The following is a 24,666-nucleotide window of genomic DNA, read 5'->3' on the forward strand; positions in this document are numbered from 1 at the left end:
TGGGTCGGGGCGTCGCGGTCGTAGGGTGGTGGCGATGAACGCCAACTCCCCCGCCGAGGCGAGCGAAGATCCGAGGGCGAGCGAAGACCCGACGGTGAGCGAAGGCCCCACAGCAGGCGAAGAGCCCGGTACCGAGCGCCTCGAGAAGGCGGTGCGGGCCGCGGAGACCGCACTGATCGAGTACGAGATCGCGGTCGAGACCTTCCGGGTCGAGGTGGAGAACTTCTCCCGGCTGCACCATCAGCGGCTCGGCCCCGTCTACGCCCGGCTCGACGAGCTCGACGCGCAGATCGCCGAGGCGATCGCGGCCCGTACCGGGGATCCCGAGGACATCCGCAAGGCCGACGCGGCACGTGGCGCCGTGCTGCCGATGCCGCAGGTCGATGAGCTCTTCTTCGGCTGGATCGACTCGAACGGCATGCTTCCCGAGGCCCAGGCGATGCTCAACGAGCAGCCCGTCAGCCCTCCGAGCCGGGTACGGCCCAGCGAGGAGGCCCGTAAGGCGTACCGGGACCTGGTCCGCAAGGCACACCCCGACCTCGCCCAGGACGAGGCGGAGCGCGAGCGGCGGGAGGCGTTCCTCGTGCGGGTGAACAAGGCGTACGCGGAGGGCGACGCGCCCGCGCTCGCCGCGCTCGCCGAGGAGTGGGAAGCGGGCCCGCTGCCCGAACCCGTGGCCGAACTGCTGCGCAGCGAAGAGCTGTACGCGCGGCTGGAGTGGCTGGCGCAGCGCAAGGAGATGCTCGCCGCGATGGCCACGGAGCTGGAGGAGTGTGCGATCGGGGCAATGCTGAAGCTGGCGCCCGACGACCCCGACACGCTGCTGGAAGAGATCGCCGAGCAACTGCTCGGGCAGGTGGCCGAGCGCGAGCGCGAGCTCGCCCGGCTGAGAGAGGGAGAGCAGGAATGAACGCCCTTCCCGGGCAGGTGCCGCAGACGGACGCCGCTTCCGTACCGGCCGACGCGCTGCTGCTGGACGTCCGTGAGGACGACGAGTGGGCCGCCGGGCGGGCTCCCGGCGCCCTGCATATTCCGATGAGCGAGTTCGTCGCGCGGCAGGGCGAGCTGACCGAACGGCTGGGCGAGGGCGGGCGGGTGTATGTCGTCTGCCGCGTCGGTGGTCGTTCGGCGCAGGTCGCGGCCTACCTCGCCCAGCAGGGCGTGGACGCGGTCAACGTCGACGGCGGCATGCTCGCCTGGCACGCCGCGGGGCGCCCCCTGGAGGGCGACACGGAGTCCGCCTTCGTACGCTGACGGCCGCCCCTCCGCCTGCCGTTGTCGGGCAGCCCCGCGCCATTGCGGGCCAGGAGGTCAGCCGGTGGCCAGCAGGTCGGCGAGAGCCGCTTCGTGGGCGGCTGCGGGGCCGTAGGAGAGTTCCCATTGCTTGGCCCAGGCGTGGAACCGGTGCAGGGGATAGTCGGTGTCGGCGCCCATGCCGCCGTGCAGGTGCTGGGCCGTCTGCACGACTCTCCGTACTCCGTCGGCCGCCCACATCTTGGCGACCGCCACATCGACCGGGTCGAGCCGCCAGGCCGCCTGCCAGAGGGTGGCCTCCATCGCACGCAGATCGATATAGCGGTCGGCCGCCTGGACGGCCACTGCCTGGAACGTGGCGACGGGGAACCCGAACTGCTCGCGGTGGCTGACGTATTCGCTGGTCATCTCCAGCACCCGACTGCCCAGGCCGAGCGCCAGCGCACAGGTGCCGGTGGCCAGCAGCCGATGCAGCCGGCCGGGAGCCTCCGGGTCGTCGATGACGTCGCGCGACGGTACGCGTACGGCTTCCAGCGCTGTCTCGGCGTAGCGCTCGCCGTTGGTGGACGCCTGCTCGGCGAGGGAGACGCCCTCGGTGCCGGGCGCCAGGAACGCCAGCAGCGGGCGGCCCTCGGCCGTGTGTGCCGGGACGACGGTGAGGTCCGCGGTGGCCGCCCACGGTACGGCGGTCTGTACGCCGTCCAGCACCCAGCCGTCCCCGCCGGGTGCCGCGCTCGCCGTCACGGCGTGCTCGGCGGGCTCATGGCCCGTACGTCCCTGCCCGGCGACCGTGACCACCAGCTCGCCCGCCGCGATCCGGGGCAGCAGCGCGGCGCGTGACTCCTCGGTGCCGTACGTGGCGAGGGCCAGGGCCGCCGCGCTGGTCTCCAGCAGTGGTACGCGCGCCAGCACGCGGCCCGCCTCGCGCAGCACCAGGCACAGCGCCACCGGGTCGAGCTCCAGGCCGCCGTGCTCGCGGGGTACGGCAAGACCGAGCAGGTCGGAGTGGGCCAGCCGCTGCCACAGCGCCCGGTCGAAGTCGTCGGCGACCGCTCCCGGTGTCAGCGCCGGGCTGTCCACGGCATCGGGCGACACCGGTGAGAAGACGGCCTTGGCGGCTTCCTGGGCCGCCTGCTGCTCTTCGCTGAAGCTGAAGTCCATGGCGCTCTCCCCGGGTGCTGCCTCTGAACGGGACGCTGAACTGACGCGCCGTCAGGTTAGGGGCGGATGCCTGAACTCACCAGAGGGCGGACTTCATCGGGGGCGGGCGCCTTGGCCCTCATGCGTCGAAATCGACCTCCACCTTCTCGGTGAGCGGATGCGACTGGCACGCCAGCACATACCCCGCGTCCAACTCCTCCGGTTCCAGCGCGAAGTTGCGGTCCATATGGATCTCCCCGCCGAGCAGCCGGGCCCGGCAGGTGCCGCAGACCCCGCCCTTGCAGGCGTACGGGGCGTCGGTCCGGTTCCGCAGCACCGTCTCCAGCAGCGTCTCGCCCTGGTGCGCGGGCCAGCTGCCGCCGCGGCCGCCCAGGGTGGCGCTCACCGTGGCGGAGCCGGATATCGCCCGGGCGCCCGGCGGCGGAGCGGACGCGGCCGCAACAGCCGTGTCCGCGTGGAAGATCTCCTGGTGGACGCGGGCCCTGGACACGCCCAGCGCCCGCAGTGCCTCGGTCGCGCCCTCGACCAGCCCCAGGGGGCCGCACAGATACCAGCCGTCCGTCTCCCGCACCCCGGACTCGGAGAGGAGGGCGGGCAGCAGCGCGGTCAGCCGCTCCGCGTCCAGCCGGCCGGAGGGCAGCCCGCTGTGCTGCTCCTCCCGAGAGAGGGCCGTCACCAGGTGGAAGCGGTCGGGATAGCGGTCCTTGAGGTCGGCGACCTCCTCCAGGAACATCGTCGAAGCCGTGGTGCGGTCGCTGCGTATCAGGCAGAAGCGGGCCGCCGGCTCGCGGGCCAGCAGCGTGCCGGCCATGGACAGCACGGGCGTGATGCCGCTGCCGCCCACCACTGCGGCGAACCGGCCCGGGGCGGGCTGCAGTACGAAGCGGCCGATGGGCGGCAGCACTTCGACGGTGCTGCCCTCGGTCAGTTCCTTGAGCGCGTACGTGGAGAACTCGCCGCCCTCCACCAGCCGGATACCCACCCGCAGTGTCGGGGGACGGGACCGGGCCGGGTCGCACAGCGAGTAGGTGCGGCGGATCTCCTCGCCTCGCTCGTTCACCCGCCGCAGCGTGAGGTGCTGGCCGGGGGCATGGCCGAAGATCTCGCGCAGCTCGGGCGGGACGTCGAGGGTGAGCGCGGCCGAGTCGTCCGTCAGCCGCTCGACCGAGCGGACGCGCAGTGGGTGGAAGGTCGGCACTGTCGGCACCCTCAGACCTCCTTGAAGTGGTCGAACGGCTCCCGGCATTCGGTGCAGCGGCGCAACGCCTTGCAGGCCGTGGAGGAGAACCGGCTGAGCAACTCCGTTTCGGCCGAACCGCAGTGCGGGCAGCGCACCGGCTCCGGCTCCTGGGCGGAGGGTGGCGGCGCGGAGGGCGGTGCGGTGGGCTGGAGTGCGGAGGGCTCCGGCGCCGACGGTCGGGGCGCCGAGTGCTGCGGTGGCCGGGGGGCTGCATGCCGGGTGGGGGAGAGGCCCACCAGGACCGGGCCCGCGGCACGGGCTCCGGCGCGGGGCGGCGCGATGCCGTGCTCGGCGAGCTTGCGGCGGCCCTCCGCGCTGATGTCGTCGCTCGACCAGGGCGGCGCGAGCACCGTACGGACCTCGACCCGCTCGGCGCCGGCTTCCTGGCGCAGCACGCTTTCGATGTCGGCCGCCATCGCCTCGATCGCCGGGCAGCCGGTGTAGGTGGGGGTCAGCTCGACCAGCACCTGTCCGGGCTCCGGCTCCACCACCCGGCGCAACACACCCAGCTCGCCGAGGCTGATCACCGGCAGCTCGGGATCGGGCACGGATCCGGCCAGCTCGGCGAGTGACGCGGTCCGGGAGCGGCGTCCGGCGGCGGTTGACGGCGTCACCATGTCGCCCCCGGGTGGCTGCGGTGCAGATGCTGCATCTCGGCGAGCAGTCGGCCGAACGGTTCCGTGTGCAGCCCTTGGCGGCCCGCACCGGCGGACCAGGCGCCTTCGCTGGGGCCCTCCGGGACGGTGAGCCCGGCGCGGGAGAAGACCTCATGGATGCGCGCGTTCCACTCCTCGGTCAGCTCCTGCCACTTCACCTCCAGGCCCTCGATCGGCTGGAACAGCTCGCCCGTGTACCGCCACAGTGTGTCCGCGGCGCGCTGGGTGCGGGCGTGGCTCTCCTCCGTGCCGTCGCCCAGCCGCAGCGTCCACTGCTCGGCGTGGTCGCGGTGGTAGGCCGTCTCGCGGACCGCCTTGGCCGCCAGCGGGAGCACCGGTGACAGCTGGGCGTAGAGCGGCAGTTGGTAGGTGGAGAAGTAGAGCTGCCGGACGATGGTGAGCGCGAAGTCGCCGTTCGGCTGCTCCACCAGCTGGCAGTTGCGGAAGGCGCGTTCCTCCCGCAGGAAGGCGATCTCGTCCTCGCTGCCCAGTACGTCTGCGAGCCCGGCGTAGAGCGCGCGGGCCTGGCCCAGCAGATCCAGCGCGATGTTGGCCAGCGCCACCTCCTCCTCCAGGACGGGGGCGTGGCCCGCCCATTCGCCGAGGCGGTGGGAGAGGATCAGCGCGTCGTCGCCGAGGGGAAGGGTGGCCAGGGCCTGCGGTGCTGTGGCCGTCACAGGTTCCGCACCCCTTCCGGGACCTCGTAGAACGTCGGATGGCGGTAGGGCTTGTCGGCGGCGGGCTCGAAGAAGGGGTCCTTCTCATCCGGCGAGGAGGCGGTGATCTCGCTGGAGGGCACCACCCACAGGGAGACGCCCTCACTGCGGCGGGTGAACAGGTCCCGTGCGTTGCGGAGCGCCATCTGGGCGTCCGGCGCGTGCAGGCTTCCCGCGTGGGTGTGCGAGAGGCCGCGCCTGCTGCGTACGAAGACCTCCCACAGGGGCCAGTCGGCGCTCATGGCTCAACTCCTCGCTGCCCGGGGGGCGGTCGTCCGGTCCTGGGCCGCGCGGGCTGCCTGTTTGGCGGCGTGCGCCGCGGCCGCCTCGCGGACCCAGGTGCCGTTCTCATGGGCCGTACGGCGCTGATTCAGCCGCTGTTCGTTGCAGGGGCCGTTGCCCTTGAGCACCTCGCGGAACTCCTGCCAGTCGATGGCGCCGAAGTCCCAGTGGCCCCGCTCCTCGTTCCAGCGCAGCTCGGGGTCGGGCAGGGTGAGGCCCAGCGCTTCCGCCTGCGGGACGCAGATGTCCACGAAGCGCTGCCGCAGCTCGTCGTTGGAATGCCGCTTGATCTTCCATGCCATGGACCGGGCGCTGTGTGCCGACTCGTCGTCCGGCGGGCCGAACATCATCAGCGACGGCCACCACCAGCGGTTCACCGCGTCCTGCGCCATCGCGCGCTGTGCCTCGGTGCCGCGGGCCAGGGCCAGCAGCAGTTCGTAGCCCTGGCGCTGGTGGAAGGACTCCTCCTTGCAGATCCGGACCATGGCGCGGGCGTACGGGCCGTACGAGCAGCGGCACAGGGGCACCTGGTTGGTGATGGCGGCGCCGTCCACCAGCCAGCCGATGGCGCCGATGTCCGCCCAGGTCAGCGTGGGGTAGTTGAAGATCGAGGAGTACTTTTGGCGGCCCGCGTGCAGCTTGTCGAGCAGTTCGTCGCGCCCCGTGCCCAGCGTTTCGGCCGCGCCGTAGAGATACAGGCCGTGGCCCGCCTCGTCCTGCACCTTGGCCATCAGGATCGCCTTGCGGCGCAGCGAGGGAGCGCGGGTGATCCAGTTGGCCTCCGGCTGCATGCCGATGATCTCGGAGTGCGCGTGCTGGGCGATCTGGCGGACGAGAGTGGAGCGGTAGGCGTCCGGCATCCAGTCCCTCGGCTCGATCCGCTCGTCGGCGGCGACGGCCGCGTCGAAGGCGGCCTGCAGGGCGCGTTCGGCCTCGGGGTCCGCCGTACGCCCCGGCCCGGCCGGGTCCGGCGCCCCGTCCGCGCCCCTCCCCGCTCCGTTGCCGTGCGGCGGCGATGTCACCGATGTCATACGTGCCCCCTGATCCCTCGGCATCCAGCCTACCGACCGATCGTTCGGTTCAATCAAGCATGGGTGCGGGTTCCGGGCCTGTCAAGGGCGAATGCCGCGGACCGGCGGGGCCAGCAGCGCCCGCCCCAGTACCCTCTGAGAGTCTCTGAGGCGGACCGGCCCGGTCATGGGCATGGAGAACATGGGGAGCAGGGGTAGGGCATGGAGCCAGCGGCGCACCAGGCGCCCGGGGGGGAAGGCATGCGCGGGATCGCCGCGCTCTCGCTGCCCGCGCGGATCTTCGTCGCGATAGCCGTGGCCGTCGTCACGGTCGGGATCGCGTTCCACGTGGCGATGGTCTTCTTGCAGACGGCCCCGGACAACACCATCAGCAAACGGCACGGGGAGCTCGTCGACTCGTACGTCCTCCCGGAATTCGAGCGCAACTGGAAGCTGTTCGCCCCCAACCCCCTCCAGCAGAACGTCGCTGTTCACGCCCGTGCGACCGTCGCCGAGCTCGACGGCACCACCCAGACCACCGGCTGGGTCAACCTCAGCGCCATGGACGGCGAGGCCATCCACGGCAATCCGGCCCCCAGCCACACCCAGCAGAACGAGCTGCGCCGCGCCTGGGAGTTCTACGTCGACAACCACGACGAGAAGGGCAAAGCCTTCGGTCTGCGCGGCCGGCTCTCCGAGCAGTACATCAAGCGGATCGTGATGCGGCGCTTCGGGCCCGAACTCAACGGTGGCAGCGTCGAGCGCATCCAGGTGCGCTCCGCAGTCACCCCGGTCGCGCCGCCCGAGTGGAGCGACGAACGGTACGTCGTGAAGACCAGGTACACCGTGCAGCCCTGGTGGCAGGTCACCAGCGCCGACCTTCCGGGAGGCGGCAAGTGACGGACGAGGGACGGTACATGGGGATCGACGGACCGCGCGCGCGGATCGAGCGGTGCGTCTCGCACGGCCTGACCAGGATCACCGCACAGGCGCTCGGCCCCTACCAGACGGCGATCGTCCGGATCGGTTTCGGCGCTGCATGGCTGTTCTTCCTGCTGCGGGAGTGGCCGCACCGGCAGGAGCTCTACGGGCCGGACAGTCCGTGGACCTGGGGGCTGGCCCGGCAGCTGATCGAGGACAACGACGCCTTCACAGTTCTGATGTGGTCCAGCAGCAACAGCTGGTTCCAGCTGGTCTATCTCGTCGCTGTCGCGGCTTCCGTCGCTGTGCTGCTCGGCTGGCACACCAGGGCCGCCACCGTGCTGTTCATGGTCGGGGTGCTCTCGCTGCAGAACCGCAGCGTCTTCATGGGTGACGGCGGGGACAACATCATCCATCTGATGGCGATGTACCTCGTCTTCATCCGCTGTGCGCAGGTGTGGTCCCTGGACGCCCGGCGGGCCAAGCGCGCCCGGGAGCGCCAGGAGGCGACCGCGGATCTCCAGGAGGTGACGGGGGATCTCCACGAGGCGACGGGGGAGCGCCGAGAGTCCCTCACCGAGGGCGGCGAAGCACCCGTGCGAGCCGACGTCGACGCCGTGGCCGGTGGCGTGGGTGTGGTGCTGTGGACGGTGTTCGGCGCCGTACTGCTGGGCAGCAGCGTCGCGGGCGCTTTCAGTGCCGGCTGGGCCGTCTTCTACTGGGCGCTGTGGGCAGCCCACGGACTGTGGTGGGCCGTGAACCGGGCAGCGGCGCGCGGCGGTGCGACGGTGCGGGAGATGCGCGACGTGTGCGACATCCTCGCCAATCTGGCACACAACGCCGTGCTGCTCGTCATCATGATCGAGGTCTGCCTGGTCTACTCGACGGCCGGCTGGTTCAAGATCCAGGGCACCCGCTGGCAGGACGGCACCGCCGTCTACTACCCGATGAACCTGGACTACTTCACGCCCTGGCCGGAGCTGAGTCACCTGCTGGCGGGCAACGGCGTGCTGGTCTTCCTGGCCACCTACGGCACCGTCGCCATTCAGGTCGCCTTCCCCTTCACGCTTCTCAACCGGCGGGCGAAGAACGTGCTGCTGACCTTCATGATCCTGGAGCATCTAAGCATCGCCGTCCTGCTCGGGCTGCCGTTCTTCTCGCTGGCGATGATCGCGGCCGACGCGGTGTTCCTGCCGACGGCCTTCCTGGTGTGGTTCGGCCGCCACTCCGCAGCGCTGGGCGGCCGGGTACGGGGCCTGCTGCCGGGCGGCGGCCCCGGAGTGCCCCGGCCCGCGCCGGAGGCGGCCGACGAGGCGGCGACGAAGGTGTCCGCGTAGGGCTGGCCGCGTAGGGCTTGTCCGGCGGATCTTGTGCGGCCCTCTCCTGTTGTTCCGGTCAGGGGGTGCCCCTGCGCGATGCTCGCAGGCTGCGGGTTACGTTGTGGCTGGTCACGCAGTTCCCCGCGCCCCTGACGGGGCGCGTCCCCCCCGCTGGAAGCGGGCCGGTGGTGGTGTTCCGGCGGTCGTAGGGTTGGCCGGGTGACGGGTGAGACGGCGGAGAGCCAGTGGGCGCGGTATGCGGCGGAGGGCGTGCTGCTGGACGGTTTCCACGCGCTGAAGCATGCGCTGCGGTTCGGCGCGCGGGTGCCGGTCGCGCTCACCACCGACCGGCGTGCCGCGCTCGCGCTGGCCGAGGACCTCGCGCCGGATCTGACCGGCACGATCGACGGGCTGCTGCGTGAGGTGCCGGCCACCACGTTGGGCGCCCTGGTGCCCCGTCCGCACCCCACGGGCGTTGCGGCGCTCGCACTACGGGACGCCGTCACGCTCCCGGCGGCGCCCGACCGGGAAGCGCCGCTCGTCGTCCTGGACAACCCGCGCAACCTCGGCAACGTAGGAGCCGTTGTACGGCTGGCGGCGGGTGCGGGCGCCGGCGGGGTACTCACCACTGGTGACGTCGACCCCTGGCACCCGGCGGCGGTACGGGCGGGCGCCGGGCTGCACTTCGCCACTCCGGTCGAACGGCGCCCGGTGGCTGAGCTGCCGGACGGCCCGCTCCTCGCCTTCGATCCGGAGGGCGCCGATCTGCGCTCCGTGACCCTGCCCACCGGGGCGATGCTGGCCTTCGGCTCGGAGCGGCGCGGGCTCTCGGCCCAGATGCGCGCCCGTGCGGACCGCCTGGTCGCCCTCCCGATGCGCCCCCAGGTCTCCAGCTACAACCTGGCCACCAGTGTGGCGATGGCGCTGTACCACTGGCTGGCCCGCCCCAGCTGACGTACGCGCTCCACAGGCGGCGGCCGAGGTGGGCGGGCGGCCGAGCCGGTGAGCGGCACGGTGGACCAGGCGGCCCAGTGGCTCAGCGGTCTACAGGTAGGGGCCGCCCGTGCGGTGGTGCGCCTCGCCGGCCTGGCCCTCGTCCGGCATGGCGCCGGGCGGCAGCGCCCTGCGCATCTGTTCCAGCTGCGCGCGAGCCGCCATCTGCTGGGCGAACAGCGCGGTCTGGATGCCGTGGAAGAGTCCCTCCAGCCAGCCGACCAACTGGGCCTGTGCGATGCGCAGCTCGGCGTCGGTGGGGGTGGACCCCTCCGTGAAGGGGAGGGAGAGCCGCTCCAGCTCCTCGATCAGCTCCGGTGCGAGCCCGTCCTCCAGCTCCTTGATCGAGCTGGTGTGGATCTCCTTCAGCCGCGCCCGGCTGGCCTCGTCCAGCGGTGCTGCCTTCACTTCCTCGAGCAGCTGCTTGATCATGCTGCCGATCCGCATGACCTTTGCGGGCTGTTCCACCATCTCCGTCACGGGGACCTCAGCCTGCTCATCGCCCTCGCCGTCACCGTTGCCCCTGGCGGTACCCCCGAGAGCCATTCCGTCCGGCCCCACGACCAGGACCTGCGGGCTCTCCTGCGACTTCTCGTTGCTCGGCTGTGTCATGCCTCCCATTCTGCATCCGTCAGGTCACCGGTGCCGAGCGAGGGCGGAACGTCAGCGGCGGCGCAGCCGCAGGGCCAGGAAGGCGAGTCCCAGCCCCATGAGCGTCATGCCCGTGCCGAGCGGCAGTACGGGCAGCACCTGTCCGGACTGCCGGGTGTCGACGCGGTCGCCCCGCCCGTCGGCGTCCCCGGGGCTCGCCTCGTCGGACCCGTACAGGTCGTGCTTGCCGATCGCCTGCCCGGACGGGCGCGGTGCGATGGGGTTCCCGAAGGCGGACGGGGGCCGCAGGGCGGACCGGTGGTCCGGACTGCGGGTGTGGTCGCGCCGCCCGTCCCGGCGCTCCTCGTGATGCTGCTGCCGTTCCTGCTGCCGCTGCCGCTGCCGCTGCCGCTGCCGCTGCCGCTGCTCGCCTTCTCGCCGTTTCTCTTGGCCCCGTTCTTCCTGCCGCTGTGCCTCTTGCTGTTGCCGCCGTGCCTCTTCTTGTCGCCGTTCGTCTTGGCGCCGTTTGGCTTCTCTCTGTTCCCGCTGCCGCTGTTCGCGCCGTTGCTGTTCCCGCTGCCGGGCGTCGCGGTCCTCCCGTGCTTCGCGCTCTCGGCGCGCCTCCTGTCGCTGCTCTTGCCGCTGCTCATGGCGCTGCTCTTGTCGCTGTAGGGCCTCTTGCTGCTCGCGCTGCTGCTGCCGCCGCTGTTCCCGTTGCTCAGCGTCCTTTTCCCGCTCTTCCTGACGCTGCTCTTCCTGCCGCTGCTCTTCCTCGCGCCGCTCCTCCTGGTGGCGCTGCTCCCGTTGCCGGTTGCTCTCTTCCTCCCGGGCGGCTCGCTCCTGGTGCCATTTGCTGTCGTCGGGCGTCTGGGTGTCCAGGCCGCTGGGCTCCGGGGGCCGGGAGTCCGGCTCGGGAGGTCCCGGGAGTTCGGGGGCTTCGGGGGGACCGGGGAGCGTGGGGGGATCGGGGAACTTGGGGGGTTCGGGCGGCTCCGGGGGCTCGGGCGGCTGGGGCGGCGCAGGTGGCCGGGGTGGTCCGGGCGGTCCTGCTGCCTCCGGAAGGGGTGCCCAGGTGCGGGTGCCAGGGTTCGTGGTGGGGGGCGTCAGGCTGGGGGTCGCGCTCAGGGTGGCTCCGGAGGGCAGGGCACCCGGAGACAGGGTTTCGGAGGGGGCCGGGGCAGCCCCGGTCTCCGCCTGGTCCCTCCCGGGGCCGGGATGGTCCTCCGCAGTGGCGACAGGCGCGGGAAAGGCAAGAAGAGCGCAGGTCAACAAGGTGACAGCGGTGCTCCGTCGCTGGGTTTGCCGCACGACCGTGACCCTTCCGAGCTGGATGGTCCGCAGACCCGACCAGCGTCACATGAAGGGATAAGATCGGCATTTCGGACAGGAAGAACGGGTGACGGAGAGCGCCGTACGGAGGAGCAGGTACGGAGGAGCCGGATGCGGAGGAGCCCGGCACGGAGGAGGCGGCCACGGAGAAAGCTGCACCGCGGACGCGGCCACGAACGCGTCGGCCCCGCCCCCACCACCGGAAGGCGGCCAGGGGGCGGGGCCCGCGGCGGGGCTGACGGCGGGCGTCAGCCGGACGTGGTCAGCAGGATCTTGCCGATGTGGGTGCTCTCCTCCAGCGTGCGGTGCGCCCGGGGCGCCTCCCGCATCGGGACCGTGCTGTCGATCACCGGGTGAGTCCGGCCGTCCGAGAACAGCGGCCACACATGTTCGCGTACGGCCGCCACGATCGCCGTCTTCTCGGCCGGGGGCCGCGCCCGCAGCGAGGTGGCCGTCACCGCGCCGCGCTTGGCCAGCAGCGCGCCCAGGTTCAGCTCGCCCTTGGTGCCGCCCTGCATACCGATGACGGCCAGCCGACCGTTCACCGCGAGGGCCCTGACGTTGCGCTCCAGGTACTTGGCGCCCATGTTGTCGAGGATGACGTCGGCGCCCGCTCCGTCGGTCGCGGCGCGCAGCTCCTCGACGAAGTCCTGCTCCCGGTAGTTGATCAGGATGTCGGCACCCAGCTCGGCGCACCGCTGGAGCTTCTCGGCCGTGCCCGCCGTCACCGCGACCCGCGCGCCCACCGACTTGGCGAGCTGTACGGCCATGGTGCCGATGCCGCTGGAGCCGCCGTGCACCAGCAGGGTCTCCCCCGGGCGCAGATGAGCCACCATGAAGACGTTCGACCAGACCGTGCAGGTGACCTCCGGCAGACCGGCCGCTGTCGCGAGGTCGAGGCTGTCCGGTACGGGCAGCAGCTGACCGGCCGGCACCGCGACCTTCTCGGCGTAGCCGCCACCGCCGAGCAGCGCGCACACCTTGTCGCCGACCGACCAGCCGGACACCCCGGGGCCGAGGGCCGAGATCCGGCCCGCGCACTCCAGGCCGGGGTAGGGGCTCGCTCCCGGCGGCGGATCGTAGAAGCCCTGGCGTTGCAGGACGTCCGCACGGTTGACGGCGCTCGCTACGACATCGACGAGGACTTCGCCCTCCCCGGGCTCGGGGTCCGGGACCTCGGCCCAGACCAGCGCCTCGGGGCCGCCGGGTTCGGGAATCGTGATCGCATGCATACGGCCGACGCTACCCGCACCGCCCGCACCCCGGCCCGGGCGGCGCACTCCTTGCGGGACGCGGACGGCCGGTCAAGCCGCGTAGGTGAAGCGGAGCTTCTGGTCCGGGGTCGGTACATACGCCTGGTGGCAGCCGGTGCAGAACCAGAACCAGGAGTCCTCCTTGCCGGGCCCCGTCTCGCGGGTGTCCTTCCACAGGAGGCGGTCGGGACAGTTGGGACAGGTGGGCGGCGGGTCCATCGCGTCATCGTCACGCGCTGGTCCCGCCGCGGCCCGCCAGGCACACCGCAGTCACCTGAAGAGGTGAGAGCAGGCAGCGAAGGGCTGTCCGGCTACCGCAACTCGCCCCGCCGCTCGCCTGGTTCGGGACGTGTACGGGAAGCGCGGTGGATGACCACCAGCCGGTCGGTGAGCTTCAGGGTGGCGGCCTCCGGATCGTCGAAGGCGAGTATTCGGTGGCCACGGACCACGGAGACGACCAGGTCGGCGCAGTCGCGCGGGGAGCGTCCTGCCTCGGCCTTGGTGGCGGGGCGCTCCTTGAGGTCGAGTCCGGTGCCCTGCTGGATGAGGTCCTCTATCACCGAGCTGGCGTTCGGGCTGAGCATCGCCAGGCCGAGCAGCCGGCCCGCCGCGCTGGCGCTGGTGATGACCTGGTCGGCGCCCGACTGCCGCAGCAGCGGCGCGTTCTCCTCCTCCCGCACCGCGGCGACGATGTTGAGGCGCGGGTTGAGCTGCCGTGCCGTCAGCGTCACCAGCACCGAGGTGTCGTCCCGCTGCGGCGCGATCACGATCTGCTTGGCCCGCTGCACCTCGGCCCGGGTCAGCACCTCGCTGCGGGTCGCATCGCCCTCGACCCCGGCGAACCCTTCCGCGGTGGCGGTGCTGACGGCCTGCGGCTGCGGATCGATGACGACGATCTGGTTGCGGCCCAGCCCGGTGGAGAGCAGGGTCTGGACGGCCGAGCGGCCCTTGGTGCCGAATCCGACGACGACAGTGTGGTCGCGCAACGCGGACCTCCAGCGGTTCAGGCGCCACTGTTGGCGGGTGCGGTCGGTGAGGGCCTCAAGTGTGGTGCCGATGAGGATGATCAGGAACAGCACGCGCAGCGGCGTGATGACGAAAGTGTTGACCAGGCGCGCACTGTCGGACCCTGGAGTGATGTCGCCGTAGCCGGTCGTGGAGAGCGTGACGGTCGTGTAGTAGAGGCAGTCCAGGAACGACACGTCGTTGTCGGAGTTGTCCACATAGCCGCTCCGGTCCAGATAGACCAGCATCACTGTCACCCACAGGACGACGAGCGCGGCCAGCAGTCGCCGTACGACCTGCAGCTGCGGACTGATGTCCGGGCGCGGCAGCAGTACCGAGCCCTGCCGCTCCGCCGCACCCGACCATCGGTTGCCCGCCCGCCGGGGACCGTCCGGCCGCATCACCACGGCAGCTCCAGTACGGGTACGTCCGTTCCGGGCGTTCCGCCGCCGGGCGGGACCACGGCCAGCGCGTCACAGGAGGCCACTCCGCGCAGCATGGCCGGACCCGCGTACCGCAGCGGCCGGATACGTGCCCGGATGCCGGAACCCTCGTACCGTACGGGCACCAGCCGGGTGTCGTGCGGATGGCCGGACACCTCGGCGCCCAGTGTGGCCTCCCGGGGCTCCGGTTCGGTGCGGCCGGCCAGGGCGCGCAGCAGTGGCGCGGCCAGTGTGACGAGTCCGGAGATCGCCGCCAGCGGATTGCCGGGCAGGCCCACCAGGAATCTGCGGCGTGGCTTCTTTCCGGCACTGTGCTGCGCTGTTGCGGGTCCCAGTGCGGCCAGCAGCATCGGGTGCCCGGGGCGGACGCGTACTCCGTGCACCAGCAGTTGGGCATCCAGGCGGCGCAGCGTCGGCTGGAGGTGGTCGACGGGCCCGGCCGCCGTACCGCCCGTGGTGACGACCACATCGGCCGTCGTGGTGGCCAGCGCCTCGTACAGCGCCTCCGCATCGTCGCCCAGCAGCCGGGTGACGGTCACCTCGGCGCCCAGAGCCGTCAGCCACGGCTCGACCATCGGCCCGAGCGCGTCCCGGATCCGGCCGTCGCGTGGCAGGCCGCGGTGCAGCAGTTCGTCGCCCAGGACGAGCACTTCGGCCCGCGGGCGCGGCACCGCCGGCAGTTCGTCGTAGCCCGCTGCCGCCGCGAGCCCGAGCACGGCCGGGGTGACGGCCGGCCCGGAGGGCAGCAGTTCATCGCCCTTGCGGCACTCCTGGCCGCGCGGGCGGATGTCGGTGCCGGGCTGCGGGGGAGTGGCGGTACGCAGCCGTGTGCCGGTCCGCCGGGCGGCCTCGGAGCGCAGTACGGCACTGGTGCCGGACGGGATGCGGGCGCCGGTCGCGATGCGGACGGCCTCACCGTCGGCGAGCTGCGTCGGCTCGGAACGGTCGCCCGCCAGGATGCCGGGGCGCTCGGTGCCGTCCGCCGCGCGGGCCGGTTCCCAGGGGCCCGGTCCGGACACCGCCCAGCCGTCCATGGCGGAGGTGTCGAAGGGCGGCAGATCGGTGAGGGCCCGCAGCGGCGCCGCCAGGGTGCGCCCCAGCGCGTGCGCGAGGGGCACGTTTTCCGCGGGGAGCGCGGTTGCCGCGGAGGACGCCAGGGCGACGGCCTCGGACCAGCTGGGCGGGGGCTTGCGCGCGCTGTCACCGGACTGGCTCTGCGGGTGCTGTTGCGGGCCCCGCCGCGGATCCTGGGGGTCGCCCGGGGAGTGCTGCTGCGGGCCGCTCCGGGCGCCGCCGGGGGCTTCTCCGGGGTTCCCGGGAGGGAGGGGGCCGGGGCCGCCGGTGCCGCTGCCGGGGCTGCCGGTGCCGTGGCCGCCGCTGCTGCCGCGTTCGTGGCGTCCTTCGTGGCTTCCGGTGCCCCCGTGGCCTGCGTAGCCCCCGTGGTTCGCGTGGCCCTCATGGCCCCCGTGGCCCGCGGCCTGGTCGGAGGGGTGGCCGTTGGGGGGCTCTGCTGCGGGGTCCACGTTGTTCCCGGCGTTCTGGGGGTTGTCGGGACTCTCGCTCCACTGGATGCGGCGGATGCGCTTCAGGCGTGGTGCGGGAGGCGGCTCCGGGCGGGTCCGGCCGCTGTTGGCCAGGGCGATGGCCTCGTCGAGTTCGTCGGCGCCGCTCATCGGTTGTCGGTGTCCCCGGAGTTGGCGTCCCGGTTCCCGGCGTTGTCGCCCTGGTCGGTCCGGGCCGTCTCGTCGGCCCAGCGCCGGGCCAGCCGGGCCGCCGCTTCCGCGGTCCGGGCGACGTCCTGCGGCGAACCGCCCGCCTGCGCCGCCGCATAGCCCACCAGGAAGGTGGTGAGCGGCGCCGCGGGGCGTGCGACACCGTGCGCGGCGTCCCGGGCGAGGTCGAGCAGCGCGGAGGTGTCGACGTCGAGCTCGATGCCGAGTTCGGCCTTGACGGCGGAGATCCATTCGTCCAGCACGGTTTCATGCTCCCTGATGCGGGCCCTCGCTGTGGCGATGTCGTCCCAGGTGTCGCAGTCCAGTGCGGCGGCGGTGATGGAGGGCTCGGTCACCCGGTGCAGCATCAGCCCTGGGAGCACCATGCGCAACGGCAGGCTCGACAGGGTGCCGTACTCGGTACGCAGCAGCGCGAGTTCGCGGCGCAACGGCTCCACCCGGTAGGCGGCCAGCAGCGGTTGGTCCCGCCCGTCGTGCACGATCGCGGCGTCGTACCCGTCCGGTACGGCCACCAGCGCGCGCACCGCCCGCGCCGAGAGGAACGGCAGATCGGCGGAGACGACGAGTACGGGGTCCCTTTCCCCTGCAGGGCGGTCCCGTGCTGAGCGCTCCAGCGCGTCCAGGCCCGCCTGGAGTGCGGCGAGCGGGCCGCTGCCGGGGGGCTCCTCACGGGCCCACAGCACCGGGCGGTACGCCGGGCGGCGCGGGCCCACCACCACGGTGGCCGCCGCGTCGGCGCACGCCGTGAGGACGCGGTCGAGCAGCGTCCTGCCGCCGACCGTGACGCCGGGCTTGTCGGCCCCGCCCAGCCGCCGCGCGCCGCCGCCCGCGAGGACGAGCGCGGCGTACGGGCGCTCGGCAACGTACGGATTCCGGGCGGCGCCCTGTGGGGTCGGGGAGCCCGCTGGCGGTCCGGCGGCGGGTGGTGGTGGTGGTTCTGGAGCCTGGGTCACGCCTCAGAGCGTACGGAGTCAGAGCGTACGGAGCAGCCTGGCGGGATGCTCCACACAGTCCGCGACATGGCGCAGGAAGCCGCCCGCGGTGCCGCCGTCGCACACCCGGTGGTCGAAGGTGAGGGACAGCTGTACGACGCTGCGGACCGCCAGCTCGTCGCCGACCACCCAGGGTTTGCGTGCAATACGGCCGACGCCGAGCATCGCGGCCTCCGGGTGGTTGATGATCGGGGTGGAGCCGTCCACGCCGAAGACGCCGTAGTTGTTCAGTGTGAATGTGCCGCCCGTCAGCTCGGCCGGGGTGAGCGTGCCCGCACGTGCTGCCTCGGTGAGCCGGGCCAGTTCGGCGGTGAGCTGTTCGGCGCTCAGCGTGTGCGCGTCGCGGACGACCGGGACGACGAGCCCTCTGTCGGTCTGTGCGGCGAACCCCAGGTGCACCTCGGGCAGTACGACGATCTCCCGTGCCTCGGTGTCCACCGTCGAGTTGAGCTCCGGGAAGCGGGCGAGCGCCGCCGTGCAGACCCGGCCCAGCAGGGCGAGCAGTGAGACGGGCGCCGTCGGCTCTCCGTGGGTGGGTGGCGCGTTCATCTCCTTACGCGCTGCGAGGAGTTCGGTGGCGTCCGCGTCCACCCAGCAGCTGGCGTCGGGGATCTCGGCACGGCTGCGCGCGAGCCGTTCGGCCGCCGTACCGCGCATGCCGCGCAGCGGGATCCGGCGCTCCCGCCCCGGCCCCTGCCGCGCTGGGCCCTGTTGCGCAGCGCCCGGTTGTGCAGCGCCCTGCTGCGCCGCGTCCTGTTGTGCCGCGTCCTGCTGCGCCGCGAGTACGGCCCGCTCCACGTCCGCGCGCAGGACGAGCCCGTCCGGTCCGCTGCCCGTCATCCCGCGCAGCTCAAGGCCGTGCTCGCGGGCCAGGCGGCGCACCAGGGGGGAGATCACGGGGACGGGCGTACGGCTGCTGCCGTTCGCGCCCTCGGCGGTTCCGGTGTCCTGGCCCGCTCCGGGGGCGGGGCCGCCCCGGTCGGCTGCGGACCGGGGCTCCTCCCCTGGCCCCACCCCGGGCGGCCGCAGGGCAGCTCGGGGCCGCCGCCCGGGCGGCTCCGCTGTCCCGTAGCCGACCAGCACATTGCCCGAGCCGCCCACCTGCTCCGGCTCCGGGCTCGGGCCGGTCTCCGCGTCCCGCTCGCCGCTCCCGGCGTCCCGGGCTGCGGGCGCTCCGCCACCGGGGCTGACCGCGACCGTGACCAGTGGGGCGCCCACGGCGACCTCGGCGCCCTCCTCGGCGGCGTGCGAGGTGACCACGCCCGCATAGGGGCAGGGGACCTCGACGAGCGCCTTGGCCGTCTCCACCTCGACCACCGGCTCGTCCACCCGTACGGTGTCGCCGACCGCGACCAGCCACCTGACGATCGTCGCCTCCGTCAGCCCCTCCCCCAGGTCCGGCAGGGCGAACTCGCGTACCTCGCCCATCAGACGGCACCTCCGACCCGGCCCTCGGTGAAGCTGCTCTCCCACTGGAGCCGGGCGACGGCGTCCAGGATCCGGTCGACGCCCGGCAGGTGGTGCTGCTCCAGCATCGGCGGCGGGTAGGGGATGTCGAACCCGGCGACGCGCAGTACGGGCGCCTCCAGGTAGTGGAAGCAGCGTTCGGTGATGCGGGCCGCGATCTCGCCGCCGGGACCGGCGAAACCGGGGGACTCGTGCACCACCACGGCCCGCCCGGTGCGCCGTACGGAGGCGGCGACCGTCTCCTCGTCGAACGGCACCAGGGAGCGCAGGTCGATCACCTCCAGGTCCCAGCCTTCCGCGCCCTCCTCGCGCGCTGCCTCGGCGGCCTCCAGACAGACCGGAACGGACGGGCCGTAGGTGATCAGCGTCGCGGAGCTGCCGCGCCGGCGTACGACGGCCCTGCCGATACCCGGCACCGGCTCCGGGTCCTCCGGGTTCCAGTCGGCCTTCGACCAGTACAGCCGTTTCGGTTCCAGGAAGACGACAGGGTCGTCGGAGGCGATGGCGGCGCGCAGCAGCCCGTAGGCGTCGGCGACCGTGGCCGGGGCGACGACGTGCAGCCCCGGGGTCGCCATGTAGTACGCCTCGGAGGAGTCGCTGTGGTGCTCCACGCCACCGATGCCGCCGCCGTACGGGACGCGCACGGTCAGCGGCATGGACATCCTGCCGCGCGTGCGGTTGCGCATCCGCGAGACGTGCGACAGCAGTTGCTCGAAACCGGGGTAGGCGAACGCGTCGAACTGCATCTCCACGACCGGCCGCAGTCCGTACATCGCCATCCCGACCGCCGTGCCGAGGATGCCCGCCTCCGCCAGCGGCGTATCGGTGCACCGGTCCGGGCCGAACTCCGCGGCCAGCCCGTCCGTCACCCGGAAGACGCCGCCCAGGGTGCCGACGTCCTCGCCGAAGACGTGCACGTCCGGGTCGTCGGCCATGGCGTCCCGCATGGCGCGGCGCAGCGCTTGTCCCATGGTGGCGGGTTTCCGGTCCACGGCCGCCGCGGCGGGCTGCCGTACTGCTGTGCTCATCGGCTCTCCTCCCCCGCTTCCCCCGCTGCGAGCTCGGCCCGCAACTGGTCCGCCTGGTTGCGAAGTTGTGGCGTCGGCTCTGCATAGACGTGGGCGAACAGCTGCGTCGGGTCCAGCGGCGGGTCCTGGTGCATCCGCTCGCGCAGCTCGGCCGCCTGCCGCTCCGCGGCCTCCTCGATTTCCCGTACGGCCTTCTCCTCCAGCAGTCCGCGGCTGCGCAGCTCGCGCTCCAGGAGCGTCACCGGGTCGTGCGCCCGCCACGCCTCGACCTCGCTGTCGGTGCGGTAGCGGGTCGCGTCGTCGGCGTTCGTGTGGGCCTCCAGCCGGTAGGTGACCGCCTCGACGAGGGTGGGGCCGCCGCCTGTCCGGGCGCGGGCCAGCGCCTCGCACAGCACCTCGTGCACCGCCACCGCGTCGTTGCCGTCCACCAGCCGCCCCGGCATGCCGTAGCCGACCGCCTTGTGCGCCAGGGAGGGCGCCGCGGTCTGCTTGGCGAGCGGCACGGAGATCGCGAAGCCGTTGTTCTGCACCAGGAAGACGCACGGTGCCTGCCATACGGCGGCGAAGTTGAGCGCCTCGTGGAAGTCGCCCTCACTGGTGCCGCCGTCGCCGACCAGCGCGAGCGCCGCAACCTCGTCGCCCTTGAGCCGCGCGGCGTGGGCCAGCCCCACCGCGTGCGGCAGCTGGGTGGCCAGCGGCGTGCACAGGGGCGCGACCCGTGTGCCGGGCGAGTCGTAGCCGTGGTGCCAGTCGCCGCGCAGCAGGGACAGCACCTCGACCGGGTCCAGACCCCGCGCCACGGCGGCGAGGGTGTCGCGGTAGCTGGGGAAGAGCCAGTCGTGCTCGCGCAGCGCGAGCGCGGCGGCGACCTGGCACGCCTCCTGCCCCCGCGACGACGGGTAGACCGCGAGGCGCCCCTGCCGGGTCAGCGCGGTGGCCTGCTCGTTGAACCGCCGCCCGTGCACGACGGCGGCGTACAGCCGGCGCAGCAGCTCCCCGTCCGGACCCGCATGCGAACCCGTCGCCTCCCGGTCCGCCGTACTGGTCCCCAGGACGCGGTACGGCTCGGCGTCGGGGAGGAGGGGCGCGGCATCCGTACGGGGGCGCCACGAGGGGGGCGGCACGGGGGCGTAGGCACCTGGCTGCTCTAGGACCGTCATGACGAGCACCTCCTCGTGGGCGGGCTGCGGCGCGGGCAGGCGGGGTACGCCTGACACACCGGCCTCCTGGCGCACCGGCCTGCCGATGGCCGCACCACCGGCAGGCCGGGCCGGTGACCGAGTGGGCCACCCCTACCGATTGTTCGGTCGTCGGCACATTTTGGCTATGGGTGGCCTCGGCCTGTGGACAACTGGTCCGCAAAACCGTTCGATGGCCGCAGAGTGTCCATCCAGGGGAGGCGAGGGACCGTGCGGGGTGAACAGATGGCCGACGGGCCCGATGAAGCGGGACAGCCCGACGGGCACCGGTTTCCGGCCCGGCCGCTGGACTCCATCGACCGTGACATCCTGCGGCTGCTCCGCGCGGACGGGCGAGCCTCCGTCCGCTCGGTCGCCGAACGTGTGCACGTCTCCCGTGCCAACGCCTACGCCCGTATCAACCGGCTGATCGACGACGGGGTCATCCGCGGGTTCAGCGCCCGCATCGACCAGGAGCGCGCGGGCCACGGCGCCTCGGCCTACATCACCCTCAAGATCGTCCAGGACTCGTGGCGCAGCGTCCGCGAGAAGCTCCAGGAGCTGCCGGGCGCGGCCCACATGGCGCTGGTCAGCGGGGACTTCGACGTACTGCTGCTGGTGCACACCCCGGACAACAGGGCGCTGCGGGACCTCGTCCTCACCCGCATCCAGTCGATGCCGGAGGTGCTCAGCACCCGCACGCTGCTGGTGTTCGAGGAGACGGATCTGGAGCCGGGGCCGTAAGCACGGGCGCCCGGGTTCGGGGCCGGGCCGGGGCCGCGGAAGCTCGTCCGGCCCGCCACGTCAGCCGGTGCGCAGGCCCGCGAAGGCGGTGCGGACGACGGCCTCGGCGACCTCGGCGCTGGTGCTGGCAGCGGCACCGGCGGAGGTGCCGGTGCCGCCGCCCGGCGCGGGGGCCTCGTCCCGGGCGCCGTTGTGCGCTGCCCGGTCGGGGCGGTACCACTCGGCGATCGAGTTGATCATGCCGAACAGCAGCCGGGTCGCCAGCCGCGCGTCCACATCCGAGCGCAGGTCCCCCTCGGCCGCCGCCCGCTTGACCAGCTCGGCCACCCGCTGGTCGAACTCGCGGCGCCGGGACATCGCCCAGATCTCGGTGTCCGTGTTGCCGCGCACCCGCAGCAGCAGCGTCACATACGGCAGCTCGGCCATCAGCACCTCGACCGTGCGCCGCGTGACGTGCTCCAACCGCTCCACCGCGCGCCCCTCACGCGCCGGGGACTCCTCCAGCACGGCGAACAAGCCGTCCAGCGCCCGGCTTATGCCCCGGCGCAACAGCTCCTCCTTGCCGCGTACGTGGTGGTAGATCGAGGACTTCGAGATCCCGGCCGCCTTCGACAGGTGCTCCATCGAGGTGCCGTCGTAGCCCCGCTCGTTGAACACCCGCACGGCGACGGAGAGCAGCGAGTCGGGCGTGTAGGTGTCGCGCTTGACCGTGGGCATGCGGCCGATGCTAGCCGGGCCCTCCGCAGGGTCTGCCTGGCGCTGGACGAAGTTATCCACAGGTTCCGGGGCCCCCTTGCACCGACCGATCGTTCGGTAGCAGTATCTATCAGGTGACCGGCCGCGGCAAAGCCGTCACCACCAGCATTCCGTCCCAGCTCAGCGAGGAGTTGGTCCCGCGTGACCACCGGTATCGGAACGACCACTGCCCAGCTCATCGACAAGCACCGCTCCACCCTGGACCGCGCGCTGGAAACGATCCGCAGCCGGGAGTTCTGGACCCCGCACCCCGAGCACCCGAAGGCGTACGGCGAGGGAGCGGCCGAGGAGGGCAAGGCCGCCTTCGATGCGCTGCGCGGCAGCCGCTTCGAGCTGCCCGGCCAGCCGGTCTCCGGCGAGTGGGTGGCCACCGAGGTGTCGCCGTACGGCTTCGAGCTGGGCATCTCCTACCCACGCGCGGACGAGGGCGCCGTCGACGCGCTGCTGTCGGTGATGCGCGGCGGTCTGCCCGCCTGGCGCAAGGCGGGGCCCGAGACCCGCGCAGCCGTCTGCCTGGAGATCCTGGCGCGGATCAGCGCCCGCACCCACGAGTTCGCCCAGGCCGTGATGCACACCAGCGGCCAGGCGTTCATGATGGCCTTCCAGGCGGGCGGCCCGCATGCGCAGGACCGCGGTCTGGAGGCGGTGGCCTATGCCTACGCCGAGCAGGCGCGCACCCCCGAGCGAGCCCTCTGGGAGAAGCCGCAGGGCAAGCGCGAACCGCTGCGGGTCACCAAGGAGTTCACCCCTGTCGGGCGCGGCATCGCGCTGCTGATCGGCTGCAACACCTTCCCCACCTGGAACGGCTTCCCCGGCTTCTTCGCCTCCCTCGCGACCGGCAACGCCGTGCTGGTCAAGCCGCACCCGCGGGCCGTGCTCCCGCTCGCCCTGACGGTGCGGATCGCCCGCGAAGTGCTCGCGGAGGCGGGCTTCGACGCCGACCTGGTGGCGCTGGCAGCCGAGGCGGAGGGCGACGGCATCGCCAAGGACCTGGCCACCCGCCCCGAGATCCGGGTGATCGACTACACGGGAGGCTCGGCCTTCGGCGAGTGGCTGGAGGCCAACGCCCGCCAGGCCCGGGTCCACACCGAGAAGGCCGGTGTCAACACGGTCGTCATCGACTCCACCGACGACTACCAGGGCATGCTCGCCAACCTCGCCTTCTCCCTCTCCCTCTACAGCGGCCAGATGTGCACGACGCCGCAGAACCTGCTGATCCCGGCCGACGGCATCACCACCGAGTCCGGCCCCAAGTCCTACGACGAAGTGGTCGCCGACCTCGCCACGGCCGTCGGCAAGCTCCTCGGCGACGACATGCGGGCCAACGCGCTGCTGGGCGCCATCGTGAACGACCAGGTACGGGAGCGCCTGGAGGCAGCCTCCACACTGGGCGAGGTCGCCCTGCCCTCCCGCGTGGTGACCAACCCGGAGTTCCCCGACGCCACGGTCCGCACCCCCGCCATCGTCAAGCTGGACGCCACCAAGCCGGAGGCCGATGCGCCGTATCAGAACGAGTGCTTCGGCCCGGTCTCCTTCGCGGTGGCCGTCGGCTCCACGGAGGACGCGCTGGAGCTTCTGCGCAACACCCTCCAGTCCAAGGGCGCGATGACCGTCTCCGCGTACACCACCTCCCCCGAGGTGGCGCGCCAGGTGGAGGAGGTCTGCTTCGACGAGCCCGCCCAGCTCTCGCTCAATCTGACGGGCGGGGTCTACGTCAATCAGACGGCCGCCTTCAGCGATTTCCACGGCTCGGGCGGCAACCCGGCAGCCAACTGCGCCCTGTGCGACGGCGACTTCGTCTCCGGCCGGTTCCGAGTGGTGGAGGTGCGGCGTATGGCACAGCAGTGAGGGGGCACTGAACAGCACAGCGCCCCCGGGCGGTGCACCCGGGGGCATGTGATCGGCACTTCGTGGGGCCGGCCCTTGAGGGAGCCGGTCGACCCTCCGAGGGGTTCGGCCTCAGTCGGCGGGCTGGCCCGTGGAGACCGTCAGGTCGACCTTGTCCTTCTTCGGGTCGAACTCCTCGATGGAGCCGGGGCTCTGGTCCATGACGATGTCCTTGCCCCAGACGTTCTCGTCCTCTCTGGTCACCTCGCCGAGCTTCCAGCCCGCGGCGCGCAGGCACGCCTTGACGGAGGTGAGGTCCTTTTGCGTCAGATCGGGCATCAGGACCTTGCCCTTCTCGGAGTAGGAGTCCGTGGCGTCGGTGCACTTGTCGGTCTCAACGGTCTTGGTCTTGTCGGGGCCCTTGAAGCCGCCGCTGTCGTCCCCTCCGTCGTCCCCGCCGGTGCCACCCTTCTCAGCGGTCGGAGTGGGCTTCGGCTTGGCGGTGGGCTTGGGGTCGGGGTCGTCATCGCCGCTGGTGAGCCCGATGATCACGAAGACCAGGGCGACGATGACGGCCACGGCGGCCAGGCCGTAGCCGGCCATGGCACCGGTCGACAACTTCTTGCCGGAGCCGCCGTTCCCCGGGCCGGAGCCGTGTGCCCCGATCGTGTAGGGCGGCGGGGTGGAGGTGCCGCCGTGGGGCGACTGCGGGTAGCCGTAGCCGGGGGTGGTGGCAGGGCCGGCGGCGGGGGAGGTCTGGGTGGGGGG

Annotated in this window: 25 protein-coding genes; 7 read left to right on the forward strand and 18 right to left on the reverse strand. The window is 72.5% G+C overall.

Annotation, left to right across the window (positions count from 1 at the left end; translation table 11 throughout):
- Nucleotides 1–34: 34 nt before the first annotated feature.
- Together ACTWP9_RS32340 and ACTWP9_RS32345 are read left to right on the forward strand one after the other, a co-directional pair.
- Complete coding sequence (locus ACTWP9_RS32340; RefSeq protein ID WP_443249884.1) at nucleotides 35–910, forward strand: J domain-containing protein; 876 nt, start codon at nucleotides 35–37, stop codon at nucleotides 908–910.
- Entirely contained in the window at nucleotides 907–1,254 is a 348-nt protein-coding gene (locus tag ACTWP9_RS32345; protein WP_443249885.1) for a rhodanese-like domain-containing protein, read from the forward strand. Before ACTWP9_RS32340 ends, ACTWP9_RS32345 begins: the two co-directional genes overlap by 4 nt.
- Before the next feature lie 57 nt (nucleotides 1,255–1,311).
- Here ACTWP9_RS32345 and ACTWP9_RS32350 read toward each other — a convergent pair whose 3' ends face one another.
- From ACTWP9_RS32350 to paaA, 6 genes are all read right to left on the reverse strand, one after another.
- Complete coding sequence (locus ACTWP9_RS32350; protein ID WP_443249886.1) at nucleotides 1,312–2,415, reverse strand: acyl-CoA dehydrogenase family protein; 1,104 nt, start codon at nucleotides 2,413–2,415, stop codon at nucleotides 1,312–1,314.
- 118 nt (nucleotides 2,416–2,533) lie between these two features.
- Nucleotides 2,534–3,613: a 2Fe-2S iron-sulfur cluster-binding protein gene (locus ACTWP9_RS32355; protein WP_443249904.1), complete on the reverse strand. Its 1,080-nt coding sequence runs from the start codon at nucleotides 3,611–3,613 to the stop codon at nucleotides 2,534–2,536.
- A gap of 11 nt (nucleotides 3,614–3,624) precedes the next feature.
- The gene (locus ACTWP9_RS32360) at nucleotides 3,625–4,272 is read right to left on the reverse strand and encodes a PaaD-like zinc ribbon domain-containing protein (RefSeq protein WP_443249887.1); all 648 of its coding nucleotides are present in this window, start codon (nucleotides 4,270–4,272) and stop codon (nucleotides 3,625–3,627) included.
- Nucleotides 4,266–4,988: a 1,2-phenylacetyl-CoA epoxidase subunit PaaC gene (gene paaC, locus ACTWP9_RS32365; protein WP_443249888.1), complete on the reverse strand. Its 723-nt coding sequence runs from the start codon at nucleotides 4,986–4,988 to the stop codon at nucleotides 4,266–4,268. The genes ACTWP9_RS32360 and paaC overlap by 7 nt, the downstream gene beginning before the upstream one ends.
- On the reverse strand, nucleotides 4,985–5,269 hold the full coding sequence (gene paaB / locus ACTWP9_RS32370) for a 1,2-phenylacetyl-CoA epoxidase subunit PaaB (RefSeq protein WP_443249889.1): 285 nt from the start codon (nucleotides 5,267–5,269) through the stop codon (nucleotides 4,985–4,987). The genes paaC and paaB overlap by 4 nt, the downstream gene beginning before the upstream one ends.
- Nucleotides 5,270–5,272: 3 nt before the next feature.
- Entirely contained in the window at nucleotides 5,273–6,340 is a 1,068-nt protein-coding gene (gene paaA / locus ACTWP9_RS32375; RefSeq protein WP_443249890.1) for a 1,2-phenylacetyl-CoA epoxidase subunit PaaA, read from the reverse strand.
- Between the two features lie 240 nt (nucleotides 6,341–6,580).
- On the opposite strand from paaA, the gene ACTWP9_RS32380 reads away from it, so the two are divergent.
- The 3 genes from ACTWP9_RS32380 to ACTWP9_RS32390 all read left to right on the forward strand — a co-directional run bounded on the left by ACTWP9_RS32380 (nucleotide 6,581) and on the right by ACTWP9_RS32390 (nucleotide 9,513).
- Nucleotides 6,581–7,219 carry a DUF5819 family protein gene (locus ACTWP9_RS32380; protein ID WP_443249891.1) on the forward strand — a complete coding sequence of 213 codons (639 nt, stop codon included), beginning with the start codon at nucleotides 6,581–6,583 and terminating at the stop codon, nucleotides 7,217–7,219.
- Nucleotides 7,220–7,236: 17 nt separating this feature from the next.
- The gene (locus tag ACTWP9_RS32385) at nucleotides 7,237–8,577 is read left to right on the forward strand and encodes an HTTM domain-containing protein (protein ID WP_443249905.1); all 1,341 of its coding nucleotides are present in this window, start codon (nucleotides 7,237–7,239) and stop codon (nucleotides 8,575–8,577) included.
- A 201-nt stretch (nucleotides 8,578–8,778) separates the two neighbouring features.
- Entirely contained in the window at nucleotides 8,779–9,513 is a 735-nt protein-coding gene (locus ACTWP9_RS32390) for a TrmH family RNA methyltransferase (protein WP_443249892.1), read from the forward strand.
- A gap of 90 nt (nucleotides 9,514–9,603) precedes the next feature.
- Here the strand turns inward: ACTWP9_RS32390 and ACTWP9_RS32395 are convergent, their stop codons facing one another.
- From ACTWP9_RS32395 to pdhA, 10 genes are all read right to left on the reverse strand, one after another.
- Nucleotides 9,604–10,164 (reverse strand): bacterial proteasome activator family protein, encoded by a 561-nt coding sequence (locus tag ACTWP9_RS32395; RefSeq protein ID WP_443249893.1) that lies wholly within the window; start codon nucleotides 10,162–10,164, stop codon nucleotides 9,604–9,606.
- 51 nt (nucleotides 10,165–10,215) lie between these two features.
- Nucleotides 10,216–11,451, reverse strand: coding sequence for a hypothetical protein (locus ACTWP9_RS32400; protein ID WP_443249894.1), 1,236 nt, complete (start codon nucleotides 11,449–11,451; stop codon nucleotides 10,216–10,218).
- A gap of 269 nt (nucleotides 11,452–11,720) precedes the next feature.
- Entirely contained in the window at nucleotides 11,721–12,704 is a 984-nt protein-coding gene (locus ACTWP9_RS32405) for an NAD(P)H-quinone oxidoreductase (RefSeq protein WP_443249895.1), read from the reverse strand.
- A 72-nt stretch (nucleotides 12,705–12,776) separates the two neighbouring features.
- Nucleotides 12,777–12,944: a hypothetical protein gene (locus ACTWP9_RS32410; RefSeq protein WP_443249896.1), complete on the reverse strand. Its 168-nt coding sequence runs from the start codon at nucleotides 12,942–12,944 to the stop codon at nucleotides 12,777–12,779.
- A 92-nt stretch (nucleotides 12,945–13,036) separates the two neighbouring features.
- The gene (locus ACTWP9_RS32415) at nucleotides 13,037–14,131 is read right to left on the reverse strand and encodes a potassium channel family protein (protein ID WP_443249906.1); all 1,095 of its coding nucleotides are present in this window, start codon (nucleotides 14,129–14,131) and stop codon (nucleotides 13,037–13,039) included.
- On the reverse strand, nucleotides 14,131–15,846 hold the full coding sequence (locus ACTWP9_RS32420; RefSeq protein WP_443249897.1) for a molybdopterin molybdotransferase MoeA: 1,716 nt from the start codon (nucleotides 15,844–15,846) through the stop codon (nucleotides 14,131–14,133). Before ACTWP9_RS32420 ends, ACTWP9_RS32415 begins: the two co-directional genes overlap by 1 nt.
- On the reverse strand, nucleotides 15,843–16,859 hold the full coding sequence (locus tag ACTWP9_RS32425; protein WP_443249898.1) for a DUF6457 domain-containing protein: 1,017 nt from the start codon (nucleotides 16,857–16,859) through the stop codon (nucleotides 15,843–15,845). The genes ACTWP9_RS32420 and ACTWP9_RS32425 overlap by 4 nt, the downstream gene beginning before the upstream one ends.
- 18 nt (nucleotides 16,860–16,877) lie before the next feature.
- Nucleotides 16,878–18,326, reverse strand: coding sequence for a dihydrolipoamide acetyltransferase family protein (locus ACTWP9_RS32430; RefSeq protein ID WP_443249899.1), 1,449 nt, complete (start codon nucleotides 18,324–18,326; stop codon nucleotides 16,878–16,880).
- Entirely contained in the window at nucleotides 18,326–19,393 is a 1,068-nt protein-coding gene (locus ACTWP9_RS32435; RefSeq protein ID WP_443249900.1) for an alpha-ketoacid dehydrogenase subunit beta, read from the reverse strand. Before ACTWP9_RS32435 ends, ACTWP9_RS32430 begins: the two co-directional genes overlap by 1 nt.
- Nucleotides 19,390–20,553 carry a pyruvate dehydrogenase (acetyl-transferring) E1 component subunit alpha gene (pdhA, locus tag ACTWP9_RS32440; RefSeq protein ID WP_443249907.1) on the reverse strand — a complete coding sequence of 388 codons (1,164 nt, stop codon included), beginning with the start codon at nucleotides 20,551–20,553 and terminating at the stop codon, nucleotides 19,390–19,392. Before pdhA ends, ACTWP9_RS32435 begins: the two co-directional genes overlap by 4 nt.
- A 264-nt stretch (nucleotides 20,554–20,817) precedes the next feature.
- Between pdhA and ACTWP9_RS32445 the strand changes: the two genes are divergently transcribed.
- The gene (locus tag ACTWP9_RS32445) at nucleotides 20,818–21,315 is read left to right on the forward strand and encodes an Lrp/AsnC family transcriptional regulator (RefSeq protein WP_443249908.1); all 498 of its coding nucleotides are present in this window, start codon (nucleotides 20,818–20,820) and stop codon (nucleotides 21,313–21,315) included.
- Nucleotides 21,316–21,375: 60 nt separating this feature from the next.
- Here ACTWP9_RS32445 and ACTWP9_RS32450 read toward each other — a convergent pair whose 3' ends face one another.
- On the reverse strand, nucleotides 21,376–22,032 hold the full coding sequence (locus ACTWP9_RS32450) for a TetR/AcrR family transcriptional regulator (protein WP_443249901.1): 657 nt from the start codon (nucleotides 22,030–22,032) through the stop codon (nucleotides 21,376–21,378).
- Nucleotides 22,033–22,212: 180 nt separating this feature from the next.
- On the opposite strand from ACTWP9_RS32450, the gene paaN reads away from it, so the two are divergent.
- Nucleotides 22,213–23,919: a phenylacetic acid degradation protein PaaN gene (gene paaN / locus ACTWP9_RS32455; protein ID WP_443249902.1), complete on the forward strand. Its 1,707-nt coding sequence runs from the start codon at nucleotides 22,213–22,215 to the stop codon at nucleotides 23,917–23,919.
- A gap of 111 nt (nucleotides 23,920–24,030) precedes the next feature.
- Here paaN and ACTWP9_RS32460 read toward each other — a convergent pair.
- Nucleotides 24,031–24,666, reverse strand: a 636-nt coding sequence (locus ACTWP9_RS32460; RefSeq protein WP_443249903.1) for a PASTA domain-containing protein, incomplete at its 5' end; no start/stop codon positions are given.

It is taken from the genome of Streptomyces sp. 3N207, from assembly GCF_052246355.1.
Lineage (GTDB): Bacteria > Actinomycetota > Actinomycetes > Streptomycetales > Streptomycetaceae > Streptomyces.